Annotated in this window: 17 protein-coding genes and 1 riboswitch; of the genes, 9 read left to right on the top strand and 8 right to left on the bottom strand. The window is 71.0% G+C overall.

All coding sequences use genetic code 11. From position 1 onward, the window contains the following. Nucleotides 1–20: 20 nt before the first annotated feature. From C4B68_RS28325 to C4B68_RS28310, 4 genes are all read left to right on the top strand, one after another. Nucleotides 21–671: a class I SAM-dependent methyltransferase gene (locus C4B68_RS28325; protein ID WP_099504532.1), complete on the top strand. Its 651-nt coding sequence runs from the start codon at nt 21–23 to the stop codon at nt 669–671. A 97-nt stretch (nt 672–768) separates the two neighbouring features. After that, nucleotides 769–1,728, top strand: a complete 960-nt coding sequence (locus C4B68_RS28320; RefSeq protein ID WP_099504531.1) for an N-acetylmuramoyl-L-alanine amidase — start codon at nt 769–771, stop codon at nt 1,726–1,728. Between the two features lie 160 nt (nt 1,729–1,888). Beyond that, on the top strand, nt 1,889–2,713 hold the full coding sequence (locus tag C4B68_RS28315; RefSeq protein ID WP_099504530.1) for a DUF5336 domain-containing protein: 825 nt from the start codon (nt 1,889–1,891) through the stop codon (nt 2,711–2,713). 108 nt (nt 2,714–2,821) lie between these two features. After that, nucleotides 2,822–3,853 (top strand): LLM class F420-dependent oxidoreductase, encoded by a 1,032-nt coding sequence (locus C4B68_RS28310; RefSeq protein ID WP_099504529.1) that lies wholly within the window; start codon nt 2,822–2,824, stop codon nt 3,851–3,853. Nucleotides 3,854–3,899: 46 nt separating this feature from the next. Here the strand turns inward: C4B68_RS28310 and C4B68_RS28305 are convergent, their stop codons facing one another. From C4B68_RS28305 to C4B68_RS28295, 3 genes are all read right to left on the bottom strand, one after another. Further along, entirely contained in the window at nt 3,900–4,634 is a 735-nt protein-coding gene (locus C4B68_RS28305; RefSeq protein ID WP_099504528.1) for a hypothetical protein, read from the bottom strand. Nucleotides 4,635–4,668: 34 nt separating this feature from the next. Further along, nucleotides 4,669–5,262, bottom strand: coding sequence for a hypothetical protein (locus tag C4B68_RS42140; RefSeq protein ID WP_167458949.1), 594 nt, complete (start codon nt 5,260–5,262; stop codon nt 4,669–4,671). 102 nt (nt 5,263–5,364) lie between these two features. Further along, complete coding sequence (locus C4B68_RS28295; RefSeq protein WP_099504527.1) at nt 5,365–5,904, bottom strand: hypothetical protein; 540 nt, start codon at nt 5,902–5,904, stop codon at nt 5,365–5,367. A 118-nt stretch (nt 5,905–6,022) separates the two neighbouring features. Between C4B68_RS28295 and C4B68_RS28290 the strand changes: the two genes are divergently transcribed. Next, nucleotides 6,023–6,316: a hypothetical protein gene (locus C4B68_RS28290; protein WP_099504526.1), complete on the top strand. Its 294-nt coding sequence runs from the start codon at nt 6,023–6,025 to the stop codon at nt 6,314–6,316. Between the two features lie 139 nt (nt 6,317–6,455). Here the strand turns inward: C4B68_RS28290 and C4B68_RS28285 are convergent, their stop codons facing one another. The 3 genes from C4B68_RS28285 to C4B68_RS28275 are packed head-to-tail and all read right to left on the bottom strand — an operon-like array spanning nt 6,456 to nt 9,810. Next, nucleotides 6,456–7,526, bottom strand: coding sequence for a prenyltransferase/squalene oxidase repeat-containing protein (locus C4B68_RS28285; protein ID WP_099504525.1), 1,071 nt, complete (start codon nt 7,524–7,526; stop codon nt 6,456–6,458). Next, nucleotides 7,523–8,275, bottom strand: a complete 753-nt coding sequence (locus C4B68_RS28280) for a class I SAM-dependent methyltransferase (protein WP_099504524.1) — start codon at nt 8,273–8,275, stop codon at nt 7,523–7,525. The genes C4B68_RS28285 and C4B68_RS28280 overlap by 4 nt, the downstream gene beginning before the upstream one ends. Next, complete coding sequence (locus C4B68_RS28275; RefSeq protein ID WP_240634503.1) at nt 8,269–9,810, bottom strand: glycosyltransferase family 4 protein; 1,542 nt, start codon at nt 9,808–9,810, stop codon at nt 8,269–8,271. Before C4B68_RS28275 ends, C4B68_RS28280 begins: the two co-directional genes overlap by 7 nt. Before the next feature lie 240 nt (nt 9,811–10,050). On the opposite strand from C4B68_RS28275, the gene C4B68_RS28270 reads away from it, so the two are divergent. Then, nucleotides 10,051–10,716, top strand: a complete 666-nt coding sequence (locus tag C4B68_RS28270; protein WP_099504523.1) for a TetR family transcriptional regulator — start codon at nt 10,051–10,053, stop codon at nt 10,714–10,716. Between the two features lie 365 nt (nt 10,717–11,081). Here C4B68_RS28270 and C4B68_RS28265 read toward each other — a convergent pair whose 3' ends face one another. Continuing rightward, a complete protein-coding gene (locus tag C4B68_RS28265; RefSeq protein ID WP_099504522.1) occupies nt 11,082–11,315 on the bottom strand; it encodes a ferredoxin in 234 nt (77 codons plus the stop codon). Nucleotides 11,316–11,317: 2 nt separating this feature from the next. Beyond that, entirely contained in the window at nt 11,318–12,775 is a 1,458-nt protein-coding gene (locus tag C4B68_RS28260; RefSeq protein WP_099504521.1) for an aldehyde dehydrogenase, read from the bottom strand. A gap of 236 nt (nt 12,776–13,011) precedes the next feature. On the opposite strand from C4B68_RS28260, the gene C4B68_RS28255 reads away from it, so the two are divergent. The 3 genes from C4B68_RS28255 to C4B68_RS28245 all read left to right on the top strand — a co-directional run bounded on the left by C4B68_RS28255 (nt 13,012) and on the right by C4B68_RS28245 (nt 16,332). Then, complete coding sequence (locus C4B68_RS28255) at nt 13,012–14,046, top strand: MBL fold metallo-hydrolase (RefSeq protein ID WP_099504520.1); 1,035 nt, start codon at nt 13,012–13,014, stop codon at nt 14,044–14,046. Nucleotides 14,047–14,158: 112 nt separating this feature from the next. After that, a riboswitch (cobalamin riboswitch) is annotated at nt 14,159–14,290 on the top strand. Nucleotides 14,291–14,434: 144 nt separating this feature from the next. After that, nucleotides 14,435–15,682 (top strand): prenyltransferase/squalene oxidase repeat-containing protein, encoded by a 1,248-nt coding sequence (locus C4B68_RS28250; RefSeq protein WP_099504519.1) that lies wholly within the window; start codon nt 14,435–14,437, stop codon nt 15,680–15,682. Continuing rightward, the gene (locus C4B68_RS28245) at nt 15,679–16,332 is read left to right on the top strand and encodes an SCO2322 family protein (RefSeq protein ID WP_099504518.1); all 654 of its coding nucleotides are present in this window, start codon (nt 15,679–15,681) and stop codon (nt 16,330–16,332) included. The genes C4B68_RS28250 and C4B68_RS28245 overlap by 4 nt, the downstream gene beginning before the upstream one ends. Nucleotides 16,333–16,335 lie beyond the last annotated feature (3 nt).

The following is a 16,335-nucleotide window of genomic DNA, read 5'->3' as shown; positions in this document are numbered from 1 at the left end:
GTACGACCGAAAGGACCCGCATGCCCGCGGCACCCAAGCCGGAGATCCTCGCCGCCTTCGAGGCGGCCAAGGGGTTCATGCCCGCGGGCGAGGGGCTCGTGCTGTACGAGGCCGCCGTCGAGGCCGGGCGGCTCGGGCTCCCCCTCCTCGAGGTCGGCACCTACTGCGGCCGCTCCACGATCCTGCTCGCCGACGCCGCGCGCGAGGCCGGGGTCACGGCGATCACGGTCGACCACCACCGGGGCAGTGAGGAGCAGCAGCCGGGGTGGGAGTACCACGACCCGTCCACGGTCGACCCGGAGATCGGCCTGATGGACACGCTCCCCACCTTCCGCCGCACCCTCCACCGGGCGGGCCTGGAGGACCACGTGGTCGCGGTCGTCGGCCGCTCGCCGCGGATCGCCGCGTTCTGGACCTCCCCCCTCGGCCTCGTCTTCATCGACGGCGGCCACACCGACGAACACGCGAACGCCGACTACGAGGGCTGGGCCCCACACGTCGCCGAGGGCGGCCTCCTCGTAATCCACGACGTATTCCCGGACCCGGCCGACGAGTTCACCGGCCAGGCCCCATACCGCGTCTACCTCAGGGCCCTGGAATCCGGCGCGTTCACCGAGATGTCGGCGACGGACTCGCTGCGGGTGCTGCGGCGTACGGGAGCGGGGATCTGAGGACGGCGCCGCAACACGTCCACCACGCGCCCAAGTATGACGTCGGTCATGGCAGGGGAGGCCGTGGCCGCCAAGGGCGGCCGCTAGGGTGGCAGGCGTGTCGTACGTAGGCCCTGACTTCGATCCGCCGCAGCCGCGCCGCTCCCGGCGTGGGCCGCTCACCGTCGCGGTTGCCGCGCTTGTACCCGGGGCGTTGGCCGGTTGGCTGGTGTGGCAGGCGGTGGGTGACGGGTCCGGGGGCGGATCCGGCAAGGCGGCGCCCGCGTCCTCCGCGCCCGCCTCCCCGAGCGCCACCTCCGCGGCCTCCCCGAGCGCCCCGTCCACGGGCGATGACAAGTCGAGTACGTCACCGAGCCCGACGTCCTCCGCCTCCAAGCCCGCCGGCCCCCTCAAGGGCAAGGTCGTCGTCATCGACCCCGGTCACAACCCAGGCAACTTCCAGCACACCGCCGAGATCAACCGCACCGTCGACATCGGCACGAGCCGGAAGGAGTGCGACACGACCGGGACCTCGACCAACGCGGGTTACGCGGAGGCCCAGTTCACGCTCGACGTCGCGCGGCGGGTGCGTACGATCCTGCAACAGCAGGGCGCCACAGTGAAGTTCACGCAGGACGGTGACCGTTCCTGGGGTCCGTGCATCGACGAGCGGGCCCGGATCGGCAACGAGGCGCACGCCGACGCCGCCGTCTCCATCCACGCGGACGGCTCGGGGGCCGGCAACCGCGGGTTCCATGTGATCCTTCCCGGCTCCGTGAACGCGGGCGGCGCCGACACCCGTCCGATCGTCGCCTCTTCGCGCGATCTGGGCGAGCGCATCGCGGGCCTGTTCGTCCGCGAGACGGGCAGCGCGCCCTCCAACTACATCGGCGACGGCACGGGACTGGTGGTCCGAAAGGATCTCGGCGGTCTCAATCTGTCAACGGTTCCGAAGGTGTTCATCGAGTGCGGCAACATGCGCGATAGCAAGGACGAGGCGCTGCTGACCAGTAGCGCGTGGCGGCAGAAGGCGGCGCGTGGGATCTCTGAGGGAATCGTGAGCTTCCTGCAGGGGTAGTGACCGACGGATCGAACCCGGCGGACATCCTGATCGAACGGGCGATAGTGTCGTCCCTACGATGAGGGGCCACCCCCGCGCTTCACACCGCGGCCCGACGGCGACACGGTGAGCAGCGACGCCTCCCCACCGACGACGAGACGACTGACGAAGGACTGAAGTGAATATCCGCTCCCTCACTCGAGGCGACGGCGTGGTGATCGGAGCAGCGGTGTTGCTGTTCATCGCCTCGTTCCTCGACATCTACTCCATCGACGGGGCCCCTGACAGCGCCGAGCTCCCGAACGCCTGGGGTAGCGCGCCGCTTCTGATGAGCGTCTTCCTGGCGGGCATCATCGGCGCCGCGCTCATCGTCGTCGCCCGTGGTCTGCCGCAGGCCCCCAAGGTCGCCGGTCTCGACCTCGGCCCGTTCGGCGTCGCCTTCACGGTCTTCGCGGCGTGGAGTGCCCTCGGGAACATCTTCGACCCGGCCGGTGGCGCCAACAACATCGGCGAGTCCACCGCAGGCCCCGACGCCGGTATCGGCGCCATCCTCGGCCTGATCGCCACCCTGATCCTGGCCGGCGCCGCCATCGCCACCCCGCTCGTCCCCGCCCTCAAGGCCGCCCTCGTCGGCGCCCCCAGGCCGGCCGCTCCCCAGCCCTACGCGGGTCAGCCGCAGGGTGGTTACGGCTACCCGGGCGCCCAGCAGCCGGGCCAGCCCTACGGTGCGCAGCCGCAGCAGGGGCAGCCCTACGGCGCGCCGTCGCAGCCGCAGCCGCAGCAGGCCCAGCAGCCCGCGGCCCCGGAATTCTCGCCGTTCTGGTTCGCCGTGCCGGTGCAGCGTCCGCTGTTCGCGGAGGACGGTTCGCCGACGCCGATCGCCGAGCTGGCGCCGGGCACCTGGTACCTGGCCGTCGAGCAGCGCGGTGCCGCCCTGGTGGCGCAGACGCAGGACGGCCGTCGTGGTGTCCTGCAGGACACGTCGGGGATCCAGCGCGGCTGACGCCGCCCGCTTCCCCTACGGCCCCTCGCCCTTCCGGGCGGGGGGCCGTTGTCGTACAGTCGCCCCGAATTACTGACGGTTCGTCAGACATCTCTCTCTGGAGGCGACATGCGGCTCGGCCTCGCACTCGGCTACTGGGGACGCGGCCCCTCCGCGGACCACGTCCCCCTCGCCCAGGAGGCCGAGCGGCTCGGGTACCACTCCGTGTGGACCGCCGAGTCCTGGGGCTCCGACGCCTTCACCCCGCTCACCTGGATCGCCGCGCGGACGTCCCGCATCCAACTCGGCACCGCCGTCGCGCAGATGGCCGCCCGCTCCCCCACCACCACCGCGATGCACGCGCTCACGCTCGACCACCTCTCGGGCGGGCGCATGATGCTCGGCCTCGGCCTGTCGGGGCCGCAGGTCGTGGAGGGCTGGTACGGGCGCCCGTTCCCGAAGTCGCCGCTGACCGCGACCAGGGAGTACGTCGATGTCGTACGCCAAGTCCTCAGGCGCGGGGCCCCCGTTGAACTCGACGGGCGCTTCCACTCGCATCCGTACCGAGGAGGCGACGGCACCGGTCTCGGCAAGGCGCTGAAGCCGATCACGCACCCCTTGCGCGCCGAACTGCCCATCCTGCTCGGTGCCGAGGGGCCGAAGAACATCGCGCAGACGACGCGGATCGCGGACGGCTGGCTTCCGTTGTACTGGTCGCCGACGCGCCCCCAGGCGTACGACGCCTCGCTGGCCGACCTGCCTGAGGTCCGCGAGGGATCGAGCAGTCACTTCCTCGTCGCGCCCATGGCCCGCGCCCGCGTCTGCGACGACATCTCCGAAGGGCTGCTGCCCGTCAAGGCGATGCTCGGTTTCTACATCGGCGGGATGGGGCACGCGGGGCGCAACTTCCACGCCGATCTCATGGCGCGCATGGGGTACGCGGAGGAGGCGCGGCACATCCAGGAGCTGTTCCTCTCCGGCCGCCGGGAGGAAGCCGTCCTCGCCGTCCCCGATGCCTTCGCCGACGAGATCTCCCTCGTAGGACCGCGTGAACGCATCGCCGAGCGACTGGAGTTGTGGCGCAAGGGCCCGGTGACCGACCTGCTGGTCCTGGCCCCGGACCCTCACACGCTGCGGGTGCTGGCCGAGCTCAACACGTAGCGTCGTACCCGGGGTTCACCGGAACGCGTGACCGCGAGCCCGGTGTTCAGCGGAAGATGGACACCGGGTCCAGAGTGAGTTCCCCCGTCGCGCCGTTCCACGTGCGCACCAGGCCCAGGCAGGTGGCCGGGAACTCCCCGTCGGAGTACCGGTCGACCCGGAACTCGGGGCGGCCCCAGGCCTCCTCGCAGGTGATCTTCACCTGCGCGGCCGGCTCGCTGCTGCCGTAGCGGGCGCGCAGCACGACATCGCCGCCGTCCGCCCTGCGGACCGTGAAGAGGCCGGAGACCGAGACGTAGTCCGAGCGGACGGCGGTCAGCGGCGCCTCCTGTCCGCCCTCGGCATCGCGCAGCGTCTCGGCGAGTGCCGCGTTGGGGAGCAGATGTCCGCTGGTGAGGTCGGCGTCCACCACGATGTCCCGCTCACGCATCTTGACCATGATCAGGCGGATCGTCTTCATGGGCGTGTTCTGCTCGGAGTACGAGGTGCTGGTCTCTCTGCTCGCGTCCCGCCGCGCCTCCCCGCTGCCGGCGCCGAACCTGCCGGACACCCCGACGCCGCCGCCGACGTTGGACGTCTCGGAGATCTCCACGATGTCGGATTTCGGGATACCGAGGATGGCGGCGATGCTCTCGACCCGTGCCTCGTTCAGGTAGATGCACATGCCGGAGACCATCCGCCCGGCACCGCCCCGGCGCCGCCTGCGCAGCGACCCCCAGCGCGCCAGCGCGTACTGGACGAGGACGGCGAAGCAGGTCGCCGTCAGGAGCCAGACAGCCATCCACGGCCATCCCCACAGGCTCCACCACTGACTGTCAATGACACCCACGGATCTCCTTGAAAGCGCCGGAGAGTGAGGAAAGGTTGGCGTCGACCATGCGGCCGCCGGTCGCGGCGGCGGCCTTCTTCAGGCCGACGCGGCCGCCCGCCTTCACCAGGGTGTCCGCGTAGTCCCGGAAGGTGCCCAGCACGAGCGGTGTGACGAAGGGGCACACCGACCGCACCGAGTGCTCCTGGCGGCCCAGGATCAGCTTGGCCGCGGGCTGGCCGGACGGGAAGACCACGTCCATGCCCTTCAGGGACTGCGTGGCGATGCCCCGGGAGCCGAGCCGGTGGATGTCGACCCGTATGCCGTGCTTGAGGAGCAGCCGCTGCACCTCGGGGTCTTTGAAGTAGTCGGACTTGGAGGCCATCCTGGCCTCGATCGTGGTGATGCGTTCGAACGGTCGCAGCGCGTTGCCCGAGAACAGCAGCGAGACCAGCCCGGTCAGGGCGAGGGGGAGCGCGACGGCGACGTGGCGCGGTAACCGCCGTCGGCGCGTCCGTTGGCGGGTGGTGAGTCTCGGCTCGTCGATGGTGCGTGATCTGTCCGCGTCGGATACGGCGTTCGGTCTGGCTGCGTCGGGCACCGGCGTCTCCCCCCGTGGTGGGGAAAGATCGTCTGTGACAGCGCTTACTCCCGAACGGCTTTCAGACGGCGGCGAGTTGAAGGAAAGGTAGTGATGCGGGGGTCATCCTGAGGCGAGCTGCGAGGCCGACGGCACCTTGTTCGTCACCTCGGCGCCCGCGCTCTTCCCGGCGTCCTTCACCTGGTTGATGACGTCGTCGAAGGTGCCGACGACGGCATCCGTCGAGTCGCCCTTGCGCAGCTTGGACGGCAGGTCCTTGAGGGCGTCGATGCCGGCGGTGACCGGGGCGATGGCCTTGGAGAGCGTCGGGTCGCCCTCGGCGTTGCGTTGCGCCGCCTTGAGCCGGTTGTAGGCGAAGGTGCCCGCGAGGCCCGCCTTGACGAGGGCCGATGTCCGCCCGTCCGCGCCCTTCTTGAACTTGCCCGCCCGCCACGGCTTCACGATCCACTGGTACGTCGCCCCGGCCGCGAGCCCGGCGTTCGCGACGAACCGGGTCTTGGCGAGCTTCTGCCGCTCGACGGTACTGGTTCCGGTCGGGGCGGCCGCCGTGTCGCTGTCGTCGCCACCGCATGCGGTGGCGCCGGCGAGGAGGGCGCAGCAGAGGACGAGGGCTACGACGAGGTGGCGTATCGGTGTGGGCACAGGGGCCTCCGGGACGGGTGGGTCGGTTCTTCCGGAAGCGTCACCCCGCGCAGGCGGCTGCGCCACCCGAGCGAGCCCGTTCGGGTTTCATCCACCGTGGAGCGGCAATCCGAAGGGCATGTCCACTCATTCGCACAACGGTGCCAATCAGGCCGGCACGGTCATCGCGATCGTCGCCGACATCATGGCCTTCATCCTGGGCCTGTGGATCCTGATGTACCTGCTGGACGCCAACCGCGCAAACGACCTCGTGCAGTTCGTCCACGACGCGGCCGCGTGGCTCGCCGGCTGGTCGCACGACCTGTTCACGTTCGACGAGGCCTGGGCACGTGTCGTCGCCGGGTACGGCCTCGCGGCCATCGTGTACCTGTTCGTGGGCCACGCGATCGCCAACCGTATGCACCGGCGCTGATCGCCAACCGTATGCACCGGCACTGATCGCCGCCGCATGCACCGGCACTGATCGCCGCCGCATGCACCGGCACTGATCGCCGCCGCATGCACCGGCACTGATCGCCGCCGCATGCACCGGCGCTGACGCACCGAGTGGCTCAGTCGCAGCAGTCGGGGTCCAGTCCGCCCGGCAGCCGCTCGCCGCCGAAGACCGCGCACGTGGGCTCGTCGCCGCCCAGTGCGGCGACGGCCAGAAGCAGGGAGCCCGCCGTCCACGTGGTGAGCTCCTGGGGCCAGATGGCCTGGTCCTCGAAGACGTAGCCCGTCCAGTACAGGCCGGTCTTCGGGTCGCGCAGGTGCTGGATGGACTGGAGTATCTCCAGGGCACGGTCGGACTCGCCCACCGCCCAGAGAGCGAGAGCCAGTTCGGCGGATTCACCGCCGGTCACCCAGGGGTTGGGGACCACGCAGCGGACACCCAGTCCGGGGACCACGAAGCGGTCCCAGCCTTCCTCGATACGGGACTTGGCCTCGGCGCCCGTCAACGCGCCCCCGAGCACCGGGTAGTACCAGTCCATCGAGTAGCGGTCCTTGTCCAGGAAACGCTCCGGGTGGCGGCGGATCGCGTGCCGGAGCGCTCCGACCGCCAACTCCCAGTCCGGCTGCGGCTCTTCGCGCTGCTCGGCGATGGCGAGCGCGCAGCGCAGCGCGTGGTGGATCGACGAACTCCCGGTCAGGAGGGCGTCGTCGACGGCGGTGCCGTCGTCCTCACGCTTCCAGCCGATCTGCCCGCCGGGCTGCTGGAGCCGCAGTACGAACTCGATGGCCGCGTAGACGGCCGGCCACATGCGGTCCAGGAACGTGTCGTCGCCCGTGGCCAGGTAGTGGTGCCAGACGCCCACCGCTATGTACGCGACGAAGTTCGTCTCCCGCCCGCGGTCGGTGACGTCGTGTGGGTCCCCGTCCGCGTACGCGGCGTACCAGGAGCCGTCCTGCCGCTGATGCCGCGCCAGCCACTCGTACGCGCGCTCCGCGGCCTCGTGTTCCCCGGCGGCGTCCAGCGCCATGGCCGCCTCGGTGTGGTCCCACGGGTCGAGGTGATGCCCGCGGAACCACGGTATGGCGCCGTCCTCCCGCTGTACGTCGAGGATCCCGCGGACGGTCGCGGCGGCCTGCTCGGCGGTGAGGACCCCGGGCAGGACGAGGTGTTCTGTCCGGGGGGTGGTCACTTGGCGGCCACCTCGGAGGACTCGGACAGCCGCGGCAGATGCGGCTTGGTCGCGTACGCCACGAAGCTCTTGCCGATCAGCGGGTTCAGCGCCTGCTCGGCGACCCGGGTGGCAAGGGGTTTCTTCATGATGTCCCAGACCAGGAGCTTGTGGTACGCCCGCACGGGCAGCGCCTTGTCGTTGTCGACACCGAACGCGCACTTCAGCCACCAGTACGGGGAGTGCAGGGCGTGGGCGTGGTGGGTGCCGTACGGGCGCAGGCCCGCCTCGCGGATCTTCGCAAGGAGCTCGTCCGCCCTGTAAATACGGATGTGGCCGCCCTCGACCTCGTGGTACGCGTCGGACAGTGCCCAGCAGACCTTCTCGGGGCCATACCGCGGGACGGTGATCGCGATGCGGCCGCCCGGCTTGAGCACCCGGACCATCTCCGCGAGGACGCCCTTGTCGTCCGGGATGTGCTCCATCACCTCGGAGATGATCACGACGTCGAAGGACTCGTCGGGGAAGGGCAGCGCGAGGGCGTCGCCCTCCATGGCCGTGGCGGTGGCGCCCTCGGGGGCCTCGCCCGCCTCCTTCATCGCCACGAACCACTTGGCGACCTCGCGGATCTCCTCGCCGTTCTGGTCGAGCGCCACGACCTGCGCGCCCCGCCGGTAGCACTCGAACGCGTGCCGGCCGGCACCGCAGCCGAGGTCCAGGACACGGTCGCCCGGGGCGAGCGGGAACCGGGAGAAGTCGACGGTCAGCACGTGGCCCTGCTTTCGCGGTCTGAGGTGGAGGTGGCGCCCAACGCGCCCGTGGCGCCCGTCGCGGGGGCGACATCTGTTGCGGCCGCGGAGCGGCCGGGAGTCTGGGCCGCGGAGCGGCTGGGATTCGGGGGCACGGTGGGGGTTCCGCCACTCGCGCGAAGGGAGCGGTCGAGGGCCGCCGCGGAGCGGCGGGAGAGCGGGCCCGCGGAGCGGGGCAGGGCCCCGCCGGCGGAGCCGGCCATGGCCTCCCGGTAGTGGGCCACCGTGCCAGCAGCCGCTCGCGCCCAGGTGAACCGCTCCAGTACCCGCTCACGCCCGGCCGCGCCGAGCCGCACCCGCAGTTCCGGGTCGCCAAGGAGGCGGATCAGCGCTGCGGCCAAGGCCCCCGAGTCGCCCGGCGGCACCGCCAGGCACGTCTCTGCGTCGGGCCCTGCGACCTCCGGGATCGCCCCGCCCGTCGTGGCCACCAGCGGCGTACCCGTCGCCATCGCCTCGGCGGCGGGCAGGGAGAACCCCTCGTACAGGGAGGGCACGCACGCGACCTCGGCCGAGCGCACCAAGTCGACGAGTTCCGCGTCCGAGATGCCCTTGACGAACTCGACGGCGCCTTCGAGCCCGTACCGCTCGATGGCCTGCGCGACGGGCCCGTCCTCGGCGCGCTTGCCGACGACGACGAGGTGCGCCCCGGGGTGTTCGGTCCGCACCTTCGCGAGCGCCTCGACAAGGAAGACCAGGCCCTTGAGCGGCACGTCCGCGCTGGAGGTGGTGACGATCCGGCCCGGTACCTGCCGTACCGAGGGATCCGGCGAAAAGAGGTCGGTGTCCGCGCCGATGTGGACGACGTGGATACGGTCCTGAGCCACACCCAGGTGATCGACGATCTCCTGGCGTGACGTACCGGATACGGTGAGCACGGACGGCAGCCGGCGCGCGACGCGCTTCTGCATGCGCGTGAAGGCGTACCAGCGGCGTACGGACGCGCGGCGCTGCCAGCCCTCGGCGGCGTCCAGCTCCAACTGCCGGTCGACGGTGATGGGGTGGTGAATGGTGGTGACCAGCGGTGCGCCCACATCGCCCAGCAGGCCGTAGCCGAGGGTCTGGTTGTCGTGGATGACGTCGAAGTCCCCGCGCCGGGCGCGGAGATGGCGGCGGGCGCGCAGCGAGAAGGTCAGCGGTTCGGGGAAGCCGCCGGTCCACATCGTGCCGACCTCCAGAGCGTCGACCCAGTCCCGGTACTCGTCGCGCTTCGGGGTGCGGAAGGGGTCCGGCTGGCGGTAGAGGTCGAGGCTGGGCAGCTCGGTGAGGCTGAGGCTCAGCTCGGGGAGGTCTTCGTCCAGCACCGGATAGGGCTGGGAGCCGATGACCTCGACCCGGTGCCCGAGGCGAGCGAGCTCGCGCGAGAGGTGCCGTACGTAGACGCCCTGGCCGCCGCAGAACGGGTTCCCTTTGTATGTGAGGAGCGCGATGCGCAGACGTCGGCCGCCGTCCGCGGCCGCACCCTCCCCGGGGCCCGCCTCCATGGCCTCAGCGGTCACTCTGGGCCCCCTTCTCCCTGCACTGTCCCGCGAGATTACGACGGGACGCTAATCTAGAACAAGTTTCAGACTTGATCGTTCAAGGAGCACTGAATCTACCGGCAGGTAGCCCCGCTGTGAGCGGTGGATCGGGTGATTCACGCCACGACCACGTGGCCGGGTCGGCTGACTCGCGCGGCGGCGAGAAGCCCTGCCATGCTGACTCGTCGCTCCCTCTCGCTGATGTCACGGAACGGACCCATGCCTGCGGAAGCCAAGGCGGACTCGAAGACCGCGCGACCGGCGTCGCACCCCACGTCCCCCATCACGTCTCCCGCCGCTCCTCCGCTCACCGAGCGGCAGGAGGCACGCCGCCGCCGGATCCTGCACGCGAGTGCGCAGCTGGCCAGCCGGGGCGGTTTCGACGCGGTGCAGATGCGTGAGGTCGCGGAGTCGTCGCAGGTCGCCCTGGGCACGCTCTACCGCTACTTCCCCTCGAAGGTCCATCTGCTGGTCGCCACGATGCAGGACCAGCTGGAGCACATGCACGGCACGCTGCGGAAGAAGCCGCCGACGGGCGAGACGGCGGCCGAGCGGGTCGCGGAGACGCTGATGCGGGCGTTCCGCGCACTGCAGCGCGAGCCGCACCTCGCCGACGCCATGGTCCGCGCGCTCACCTTCGCGGACCGCAGTGTCAGCCCCGAGGTCGACCAGGTGTCCCGGCAGACCACGGCGATCATCCTCGACGCGATGGGCCTCGACGATCCCACCCCTGCCCAGCTCTCCGCCGTGCGCGTCATCGAGCACACCTGGCACTCGGCGCTCATCACCTGGCTCTCGGGCCGCGCGTCCATCGCCCAGGTGAAGATCGACATCGAGACGGTGTGCCGCCTGATCGACCTGACGGCGCCGGACACCCGGAACTAGACAGTTCCGTACACACAGAACCAGACAGTTCCGTACGCAACGCACAGTGCCCGGCCGCGGACACCCGGGGCCGGGCACACAATGAACCTACGAGACGGGTTCCCTTCGCCGGTATTACCCGGATCAGGTAGTAGGGGTCGCCATCCAGTCCTGCTACGGACCTTCCGGCCTCTCAGCCCGACCGTCGACGTCGGCCTTCGCGGAAACCACTTGCTCGTTTCTCGCCAAAGTCGGCTACTCCGGTTGAACTCCCTCACTCGTCCCGTAGGCCACTTACTACGATAGAACGTCTAGCCCCGGATGGAACCCCCTGAATGGGATTTTTTGGACGAATTTTCGTAACTGCCGAGTAACAGCGCCGCCCTCTAGTCCTCGGGCGGAAACACCGGCTCCCCGCTCCCCAGCAGCGTGATCATGATCGCCTCCACCGGGCAGCCCTCCGCCGCACCCAGGATCGTCTCGTTGGCGTCGGTCTCGGGGTCGACCGGGTGGGACTGCATACCGGTGTCGAGGCGGAAGGCGCGAGGGGCATGGTGGACGCACTGGGCGGAGCCGATGCAGACGGAGCGGTCGACCTCGACCTGCCAGCGGTCGCCCATCCTCAGGCCTCCCAGCCGGCCGGCAGATGGATCATCTTGTGCTCCAGGAACTCCCCGTACCCCTCGGGCCCGAACTCCCGCCCCAGGCCGGAGTTCTTGTAGCCGCCGAAGGGGCCGAGCATGTCGAGGCTGAAGGTGTTGACGGAGTACGTGCCGGTACGCACCCGGCGGGCGATGTCGATGCCGTGGGCGACGTCGGCCGTCCAGACACTTCCGCTCAGCCCGTAGTCCGAGTCGTTGGCGATCTTCACGGCCTCGCTCTCGTCGCCGTACGGGAGCAGACAGATCACCGGGCCGAAGATCTCCTCCCGTGCGATCCGCATGGAGTTGTCGACGTCGCCGAAGAGGGTCGGTTCGACGTACCAGCCGCGGTCCAGGCCCTGCGGGCGGCCGCCGCCCGTGAGGATCTTGGCGCCTTCCTCCTGGCCGATGCGGATGTAGTCGAGGCTGCGCTGCTGCTGGCGCCTGGCGACCAGCGGGCCCACCTGGGTCGCCGGGTCGAGCGGGTCGCCGACCACCAGCGCGCTCGCCGCCGCGGCGAAGGCGTCCGCGAACTCGTCGTAGCGCGAGCGCGGCAGGAGGATGCGGGTCTGGGCGACGCACGCCTGGCCGTTGTTCATCCAGGCCGCCGAGACGATCCCGGGGACCGACGTCGCGATGTCCGCGTCCGGCAGGACCACCGCCGCCGACTTGCCGCCCAGCTCCAGCGTCACGCGCGTCAGGTTCCGCGAGGCGACCTCCATCACGCGCTTTCCGGCCGCGACCGAGCCGGTGAAGGAGACCTTGTCGATGCCGGGGTGTCCGACCAGGTACTCGCTGACCTCGCGGTCCGCCGGGAGGATGGACAGGACGCCGTCCGGCAGCCCGGCCTCCTTCGCGATCTCGCCCAGCAGATACGCGTCCAGGGGCGATTCCGGCGACGGCTTCAGTACGACCGTGCAGCCGGTCAGCAGCGCGGGCGCGAGCTTGGCCGCCGCCACGAACTGCGGGACGTTCCACGGGACCACGGCCGCCACCACGCCCACCGGCTCACGGCGGACGAGGATCCTGCCGAGGACTCCGTCGCGCGTCTCCTCGTACGTGTGGTTCCGCGCGACCGTGATCGCCGCGTCCCACACCATCATCGCGCCGAGGGCCTGCGCGAGGACGCTCCAGGAGTACGGGGAACCGTTCTCGGAGGAGATGACGCGGGCGATCTCCTCGTGCCGTACGGCGATCGCGTCCTTGATCCGGGTGACGACCTCGATCCGCTCGTCGAGGCTCATGCGCGGCCAGGGGCCCTCGTCGAACGCCTCGCGCGCGGCGGCGACCGCCCGGTCGACGTCCGCCGTCGACGCGTGCGGAACCCGCCCGATGACCTCTTCCGTGTGCGGCGAGATCACCTCGATGACGTCCTTGCCCAGGGGGTCCGTCAACTCCCCGCCTATGAACAGCTGTCCGTGTTCCACGAGCTCGGTCATGGCGACTGCCTCCCCGGGGCCGTTCTCTGACGCTCCATCAGATACGGATACGAGAACTGATACCAGTTCCGTGCGATGGAGTCCACGGGTGGAACGGCGGAACGCCTGGAGTAGCGCCGGGGAGGACGCCGGGAGTAACGCCCGGGATGGCGCCGGCAGTTCGTCGACTCGGGCTACCGTCGAAACTCGTTCTAGTTATAGTGAGCCGGGGGCCGGGCGCGGCGATTGGGGAGCCCATGGCGCAGATGACCGAGCACGGCGGGGGCGTACGGTCCATCCGGGTTCCCATTCCGGACAACCCCCTGGGGTACACGCTGGTGTACGTCGTCGACACCGACCGCGGCCCGGTGCTGATCGACACCGGCTGGGACGACCCGGCCTCCTGGGACACCCTCGCCGAGGGACTGGCGGCCTGCGGCACCGCGGCCGGCGAGATCCACGGGGTGGTCATCACCCACCACCACCCCGACCACCACGGCCTGTCCGCCAAGGTCCGCAAGGCGTCCGGCGCGTGGATCGCCATGCACGCGGCCGACATCTCGATCGTGCGGCGGGCCCGCGGCACCGAGCCGGGCCGCTGGTTCGCGTACATGACGACGAAGCTCGAAGCCGCCGGTGCGCCCGAGGAGCACATCGCCCCGATGCGCACCGCGCGCCCGCGCACCCTGCCCGGCCTCGCCCCCGCGCTCCCCGACCGCGAGATCGTCCCCGGCGAACTCCTCGCCCTGCCGGGCCGCCGTCTGCGCGCGATCTGGACCCCCGGCCATACGCCCGGCCATGTCTGCCTCCACCTGGAAGAGGAGCACCCGGCCCAACTCCCGGGCCACGGCCGCCTGTTCTCGGGTGACCACCTCCTCCCCGGGATCACTCCGCACATCGGCCTGTACGAGGATCCGGACGACGCCACCGTCACCGATCCCCTCGGCGACTACCTCGACTCCCTGGAGCGCGTCGCTCGCCTCGACCCCGCCGAGGTGCTCCCCGCCCACCAGCACGCCTTCGCCGACGCGCCCTTCCGCGTACGGGAGTTGCTCGCGCACCACGAGGAACGCCTCACCGGGCTCCTCGCCCTCCTGACCACCCCGCTCACCCCCTGGCAGCTCGCCGAGCGCATGGAGTGGAACCGGCCCTGGGACGACATCCCGTACGGATCAAGGAACATCGCGGTCTCGGAGGCCGAGGCCCATCTGCGGCGGCTGGTGAAGCTGGGGCGGGCGGAGGCGGTGACGGGGAGCGATCCGGTGACGTACGTGGCTTCTGAAGGGGTTTAGCCCTTCCGGCGTTTGAGGACGAGCGCGTTCAGCGCGATACGGGGGGCTGGGGGGCGGAGCCCCCCAGGTACGGCACGGGTAGGGGCGGAGGGGGCGAAAAACCCTCGTCCGCCCTGACCGCCCCTCTGGCGGTTCCTTACGGGCCGGTACAGTAAGGGCGTCGTCATCACACCCGTACGGGGGGAAGCCGGTGCAATTCCGGCGCTGACCCGCAACCGTGAACCGCCGCCTCGGTGGTGAGCCGGATCACCTCGCCCGGGACGTGACCGGCTCGTGCCATCGGCAGCCCGCCGCTGGCAGGCACCGTCGAGGGATACGGAGCCGGAGCCGCCCGGAAGCCTCATGCCTCGGCATGCCCGGCGCTGCCCAGCTCCCCACAGGGAGAGTCATGTTTGTTCGCCGCAGCGCCGCGGTACTGGCCGCCACGGCCGTGATCAGTGCCGCTGTCATGCCGACGGCCTTCGCCGCCGACGAGTCCCCCTCCCCGTCCGCGTCCCAGGCGCTCCCGTCCGGGCTGTTCGGTTCCGGCGATCCCACCTACGACGGCGTCTGGCGGCAGTCGCTCGCCCTGCTCGCCCAGGACACCGTCGGGGTGAAGCCCGCGGCGAAGGCAGTCGACTGGCTGACCGGGCAGCAGTGCGCGAACGGGGCGTTCGCGCCGTACCGCGCCGACGCGACCGCCCAGTGCGACGCCAAGACGATGGTCGACACCAACAACACGGCCGCCGCCGTACAGGCCCTCGCCGCGCTCGGCGGGCACGACGCGCAGGCGGACAAGGCCGTCGCGTGGCTGAAGTCCGTGCAGAACAAGGACGGTGGCTGGGGGTACACCGCGGGCGGCCCCAGCGACGCCAACTCGACGTCCGTCGTGATCGGCGCGCTGACGGCCGCGGGCGAGAAGCCCTCGGAGGCCGCCAAGGGCGGCAAGTCGCCGTACGACGCCCTGCTGGAGCTGGCGATCCCGTGCGACGCGGACGGCGGCGGCGCGTTCGCCTTCCAGCCGGACAAGAAGGGCAAGCTGGCGGCGAACGCGGACGCGACGGCGGCGGGCGTGGTCGGCGCGCTCGGCAAGGGCCTCGTCGGCGAAGCCAAGCAGCCCGCCGTCGACACCTTCTCCTGCAAGACCGCCGACGGCACCGACCCCGAGCGGGCCGCGCAGAACGGTGCCGCGTACCTCGTCGAGGTGCTCGCCAAGGACACGTACCTCAAGTCGGCGCTGGCCGGCGCCGAGGACCAGCCCGACTACGGCAACACCGCGGACGCGGTCGTCGCGCTCGCCGCCGCGGGCGGGACCAAGGCCACGAAGGAGCCGCTGGCCTGGCTGGAGAAGAACGCCGGCACCTGGGCGGAGCAGGGCGGCCCTGCCGCGTACGCCCAGCTGATCTTCGCCGTCCACGCCACCGGCGCCGACCCGCGCGACTTCGGCGGCACGGACCTCGTCCAGCGGCTCGGTGCCACCGGTCCGGCGGCGGACGCGTCCGGCTCCTCGGTCGCCCCGGGCGACGAGAAGAAGGACGAGAAGAAGACGGACGACACCGAAGGCGTCAGCGTCTGGTGGATCATCGGCGTCGGTCTCGTCGCCGGTATCGGCATCGGCTTCCTGATCAGCGGCCGCAACAAGAAGCAGCAGCTGTGAGCCGCCGTCGGACGCCCGCGCTGGTCCTCGTCGCCCTGCTGCTCCTCGTCCTCGGCGGCGCGGGGCAGGCGCAGGCCGTCGGCTACCGCTACTGGTCCTTCTGGGACCTGTCGGACGGGAAGTGGACGTACGCGACACAGGGTCCGTCGACCGTGCGGCCGTCCGACGGCGACGTCCAGGGTTTCCGCTTCGCGGTGAGCGAGGACTCGCGGCACGCCGTCCAGCCGCGCGGTGACAGGGACTTCACCTCGATCTGCGCGCGCACGCCCGCCGAGTCCGGCAAGAAGCGGATCGCTCTCGTCCTCGACTTCGGCGTCCCCAAGGACGCGCCGTCCGGCGAGACACCGCCGTCCCCGCGTACGGCGTGCGCCCGCGTCCCCTCCGACGCGACCACCGCCGACGCCCTCGCCGCGGTCGCCGAACCCCTCCGCTACGACACCAACGCCCTGCTGTGCGCCATCGCGGGCTACCCGCGGACGGGGTGCGGCGACCAGGTCGCGGCCACGGGGCCGACGGCGTCCGCGAAGGCCCGGAAGGAGACCTCCGGCGGCCAGGGCGGCGGCCCGTCGGTGGGCCTGCTGGCGGGTGTCGCGGCGGTGGCCGTGCTGGCCGGCGCCGGCATATGGCAGGCCCGACGCCGCAGGGGCTGAGGC

This window comes from Streptomyces dengpaensis, assembly GCF_002946835.1.
GTDB lineage: Bacteria > Actinomycetota > Actinomycetes > Streptomycetales > Streptomycetaceae > Streptomyces > Streptomyces dengpaensis.
Note: the sequence above shows the minus strand (reverse complement) of the source record. Positions and strands in the feature narration are given on the sequence as shown.

Bases quoted from the DNA above. Each gene is read 5' to 3' on its own strand.
- C4B68_RS28270 (WP_099504523.1), top strand. From the start codon at position 10,051: ATGCCTGCGGAAGCCAAGGCGGACTCGAAGACCGCGCGACCGGCGTCG.
- C4B68_RS28325 (WP_099504532.1), top strand. From the start codon at position 21: ATGCCCGCGGCACCCAAGCCGGAGATCCTCGCCGCCTTCGAGGCGGCC.
- C4B68_RS28250 (WP_099504519.1), top strand. From the start codon at position 14,435: ATGTTTGTTCGCCGCAGCGCCGCGGTACTGGCCGCCACGGCCGTGATC.
- C4B68_RS28290 (WP_099504526.1), top strand. From the start codon at position 6,023: ATGTCCACTCATTCGCACAACGGTGCCAATCAGGCCGGCACGGTCATC.
- C4B68_RS28310 (WP_099504529.1), top strand. From the start codon at position 2,822: ATGCGGCTCGGCCTCGCACTCGGCTACTGGGGACGCGGCCCCTCCGCG.
- C4B68_RS28260 (WP_099504521.1), bottom strand. From the start codon at position 12,775: ATGACCGAGCTCGTGGAACACGGACAGCTGTTCATAGGCGGGGAGTTG.
- C4B68_RS28265 (WP_099504522.1), bottom strand. From the start codon at position 11,315: ATGGGCGACCGCTGGCAGGTCGAGGTCGACCGCTCCGTCTGCATCGGC.
- C4B68_RS28255 (WP_099504520.1), top strand. From the start codon at position 13,012: ATGGCGCAGATGACCGAGCACGGCGGGGGCGTACGGTCCATCCGGGTT.
- C4B68_RS28305 (WP_099504528.1), bottom strand. From the start codon at position 4,634: ATGGCTGTCTGGCTCCTGACGGCGACCTGCTTCGCCGTCCTCGTCCAG.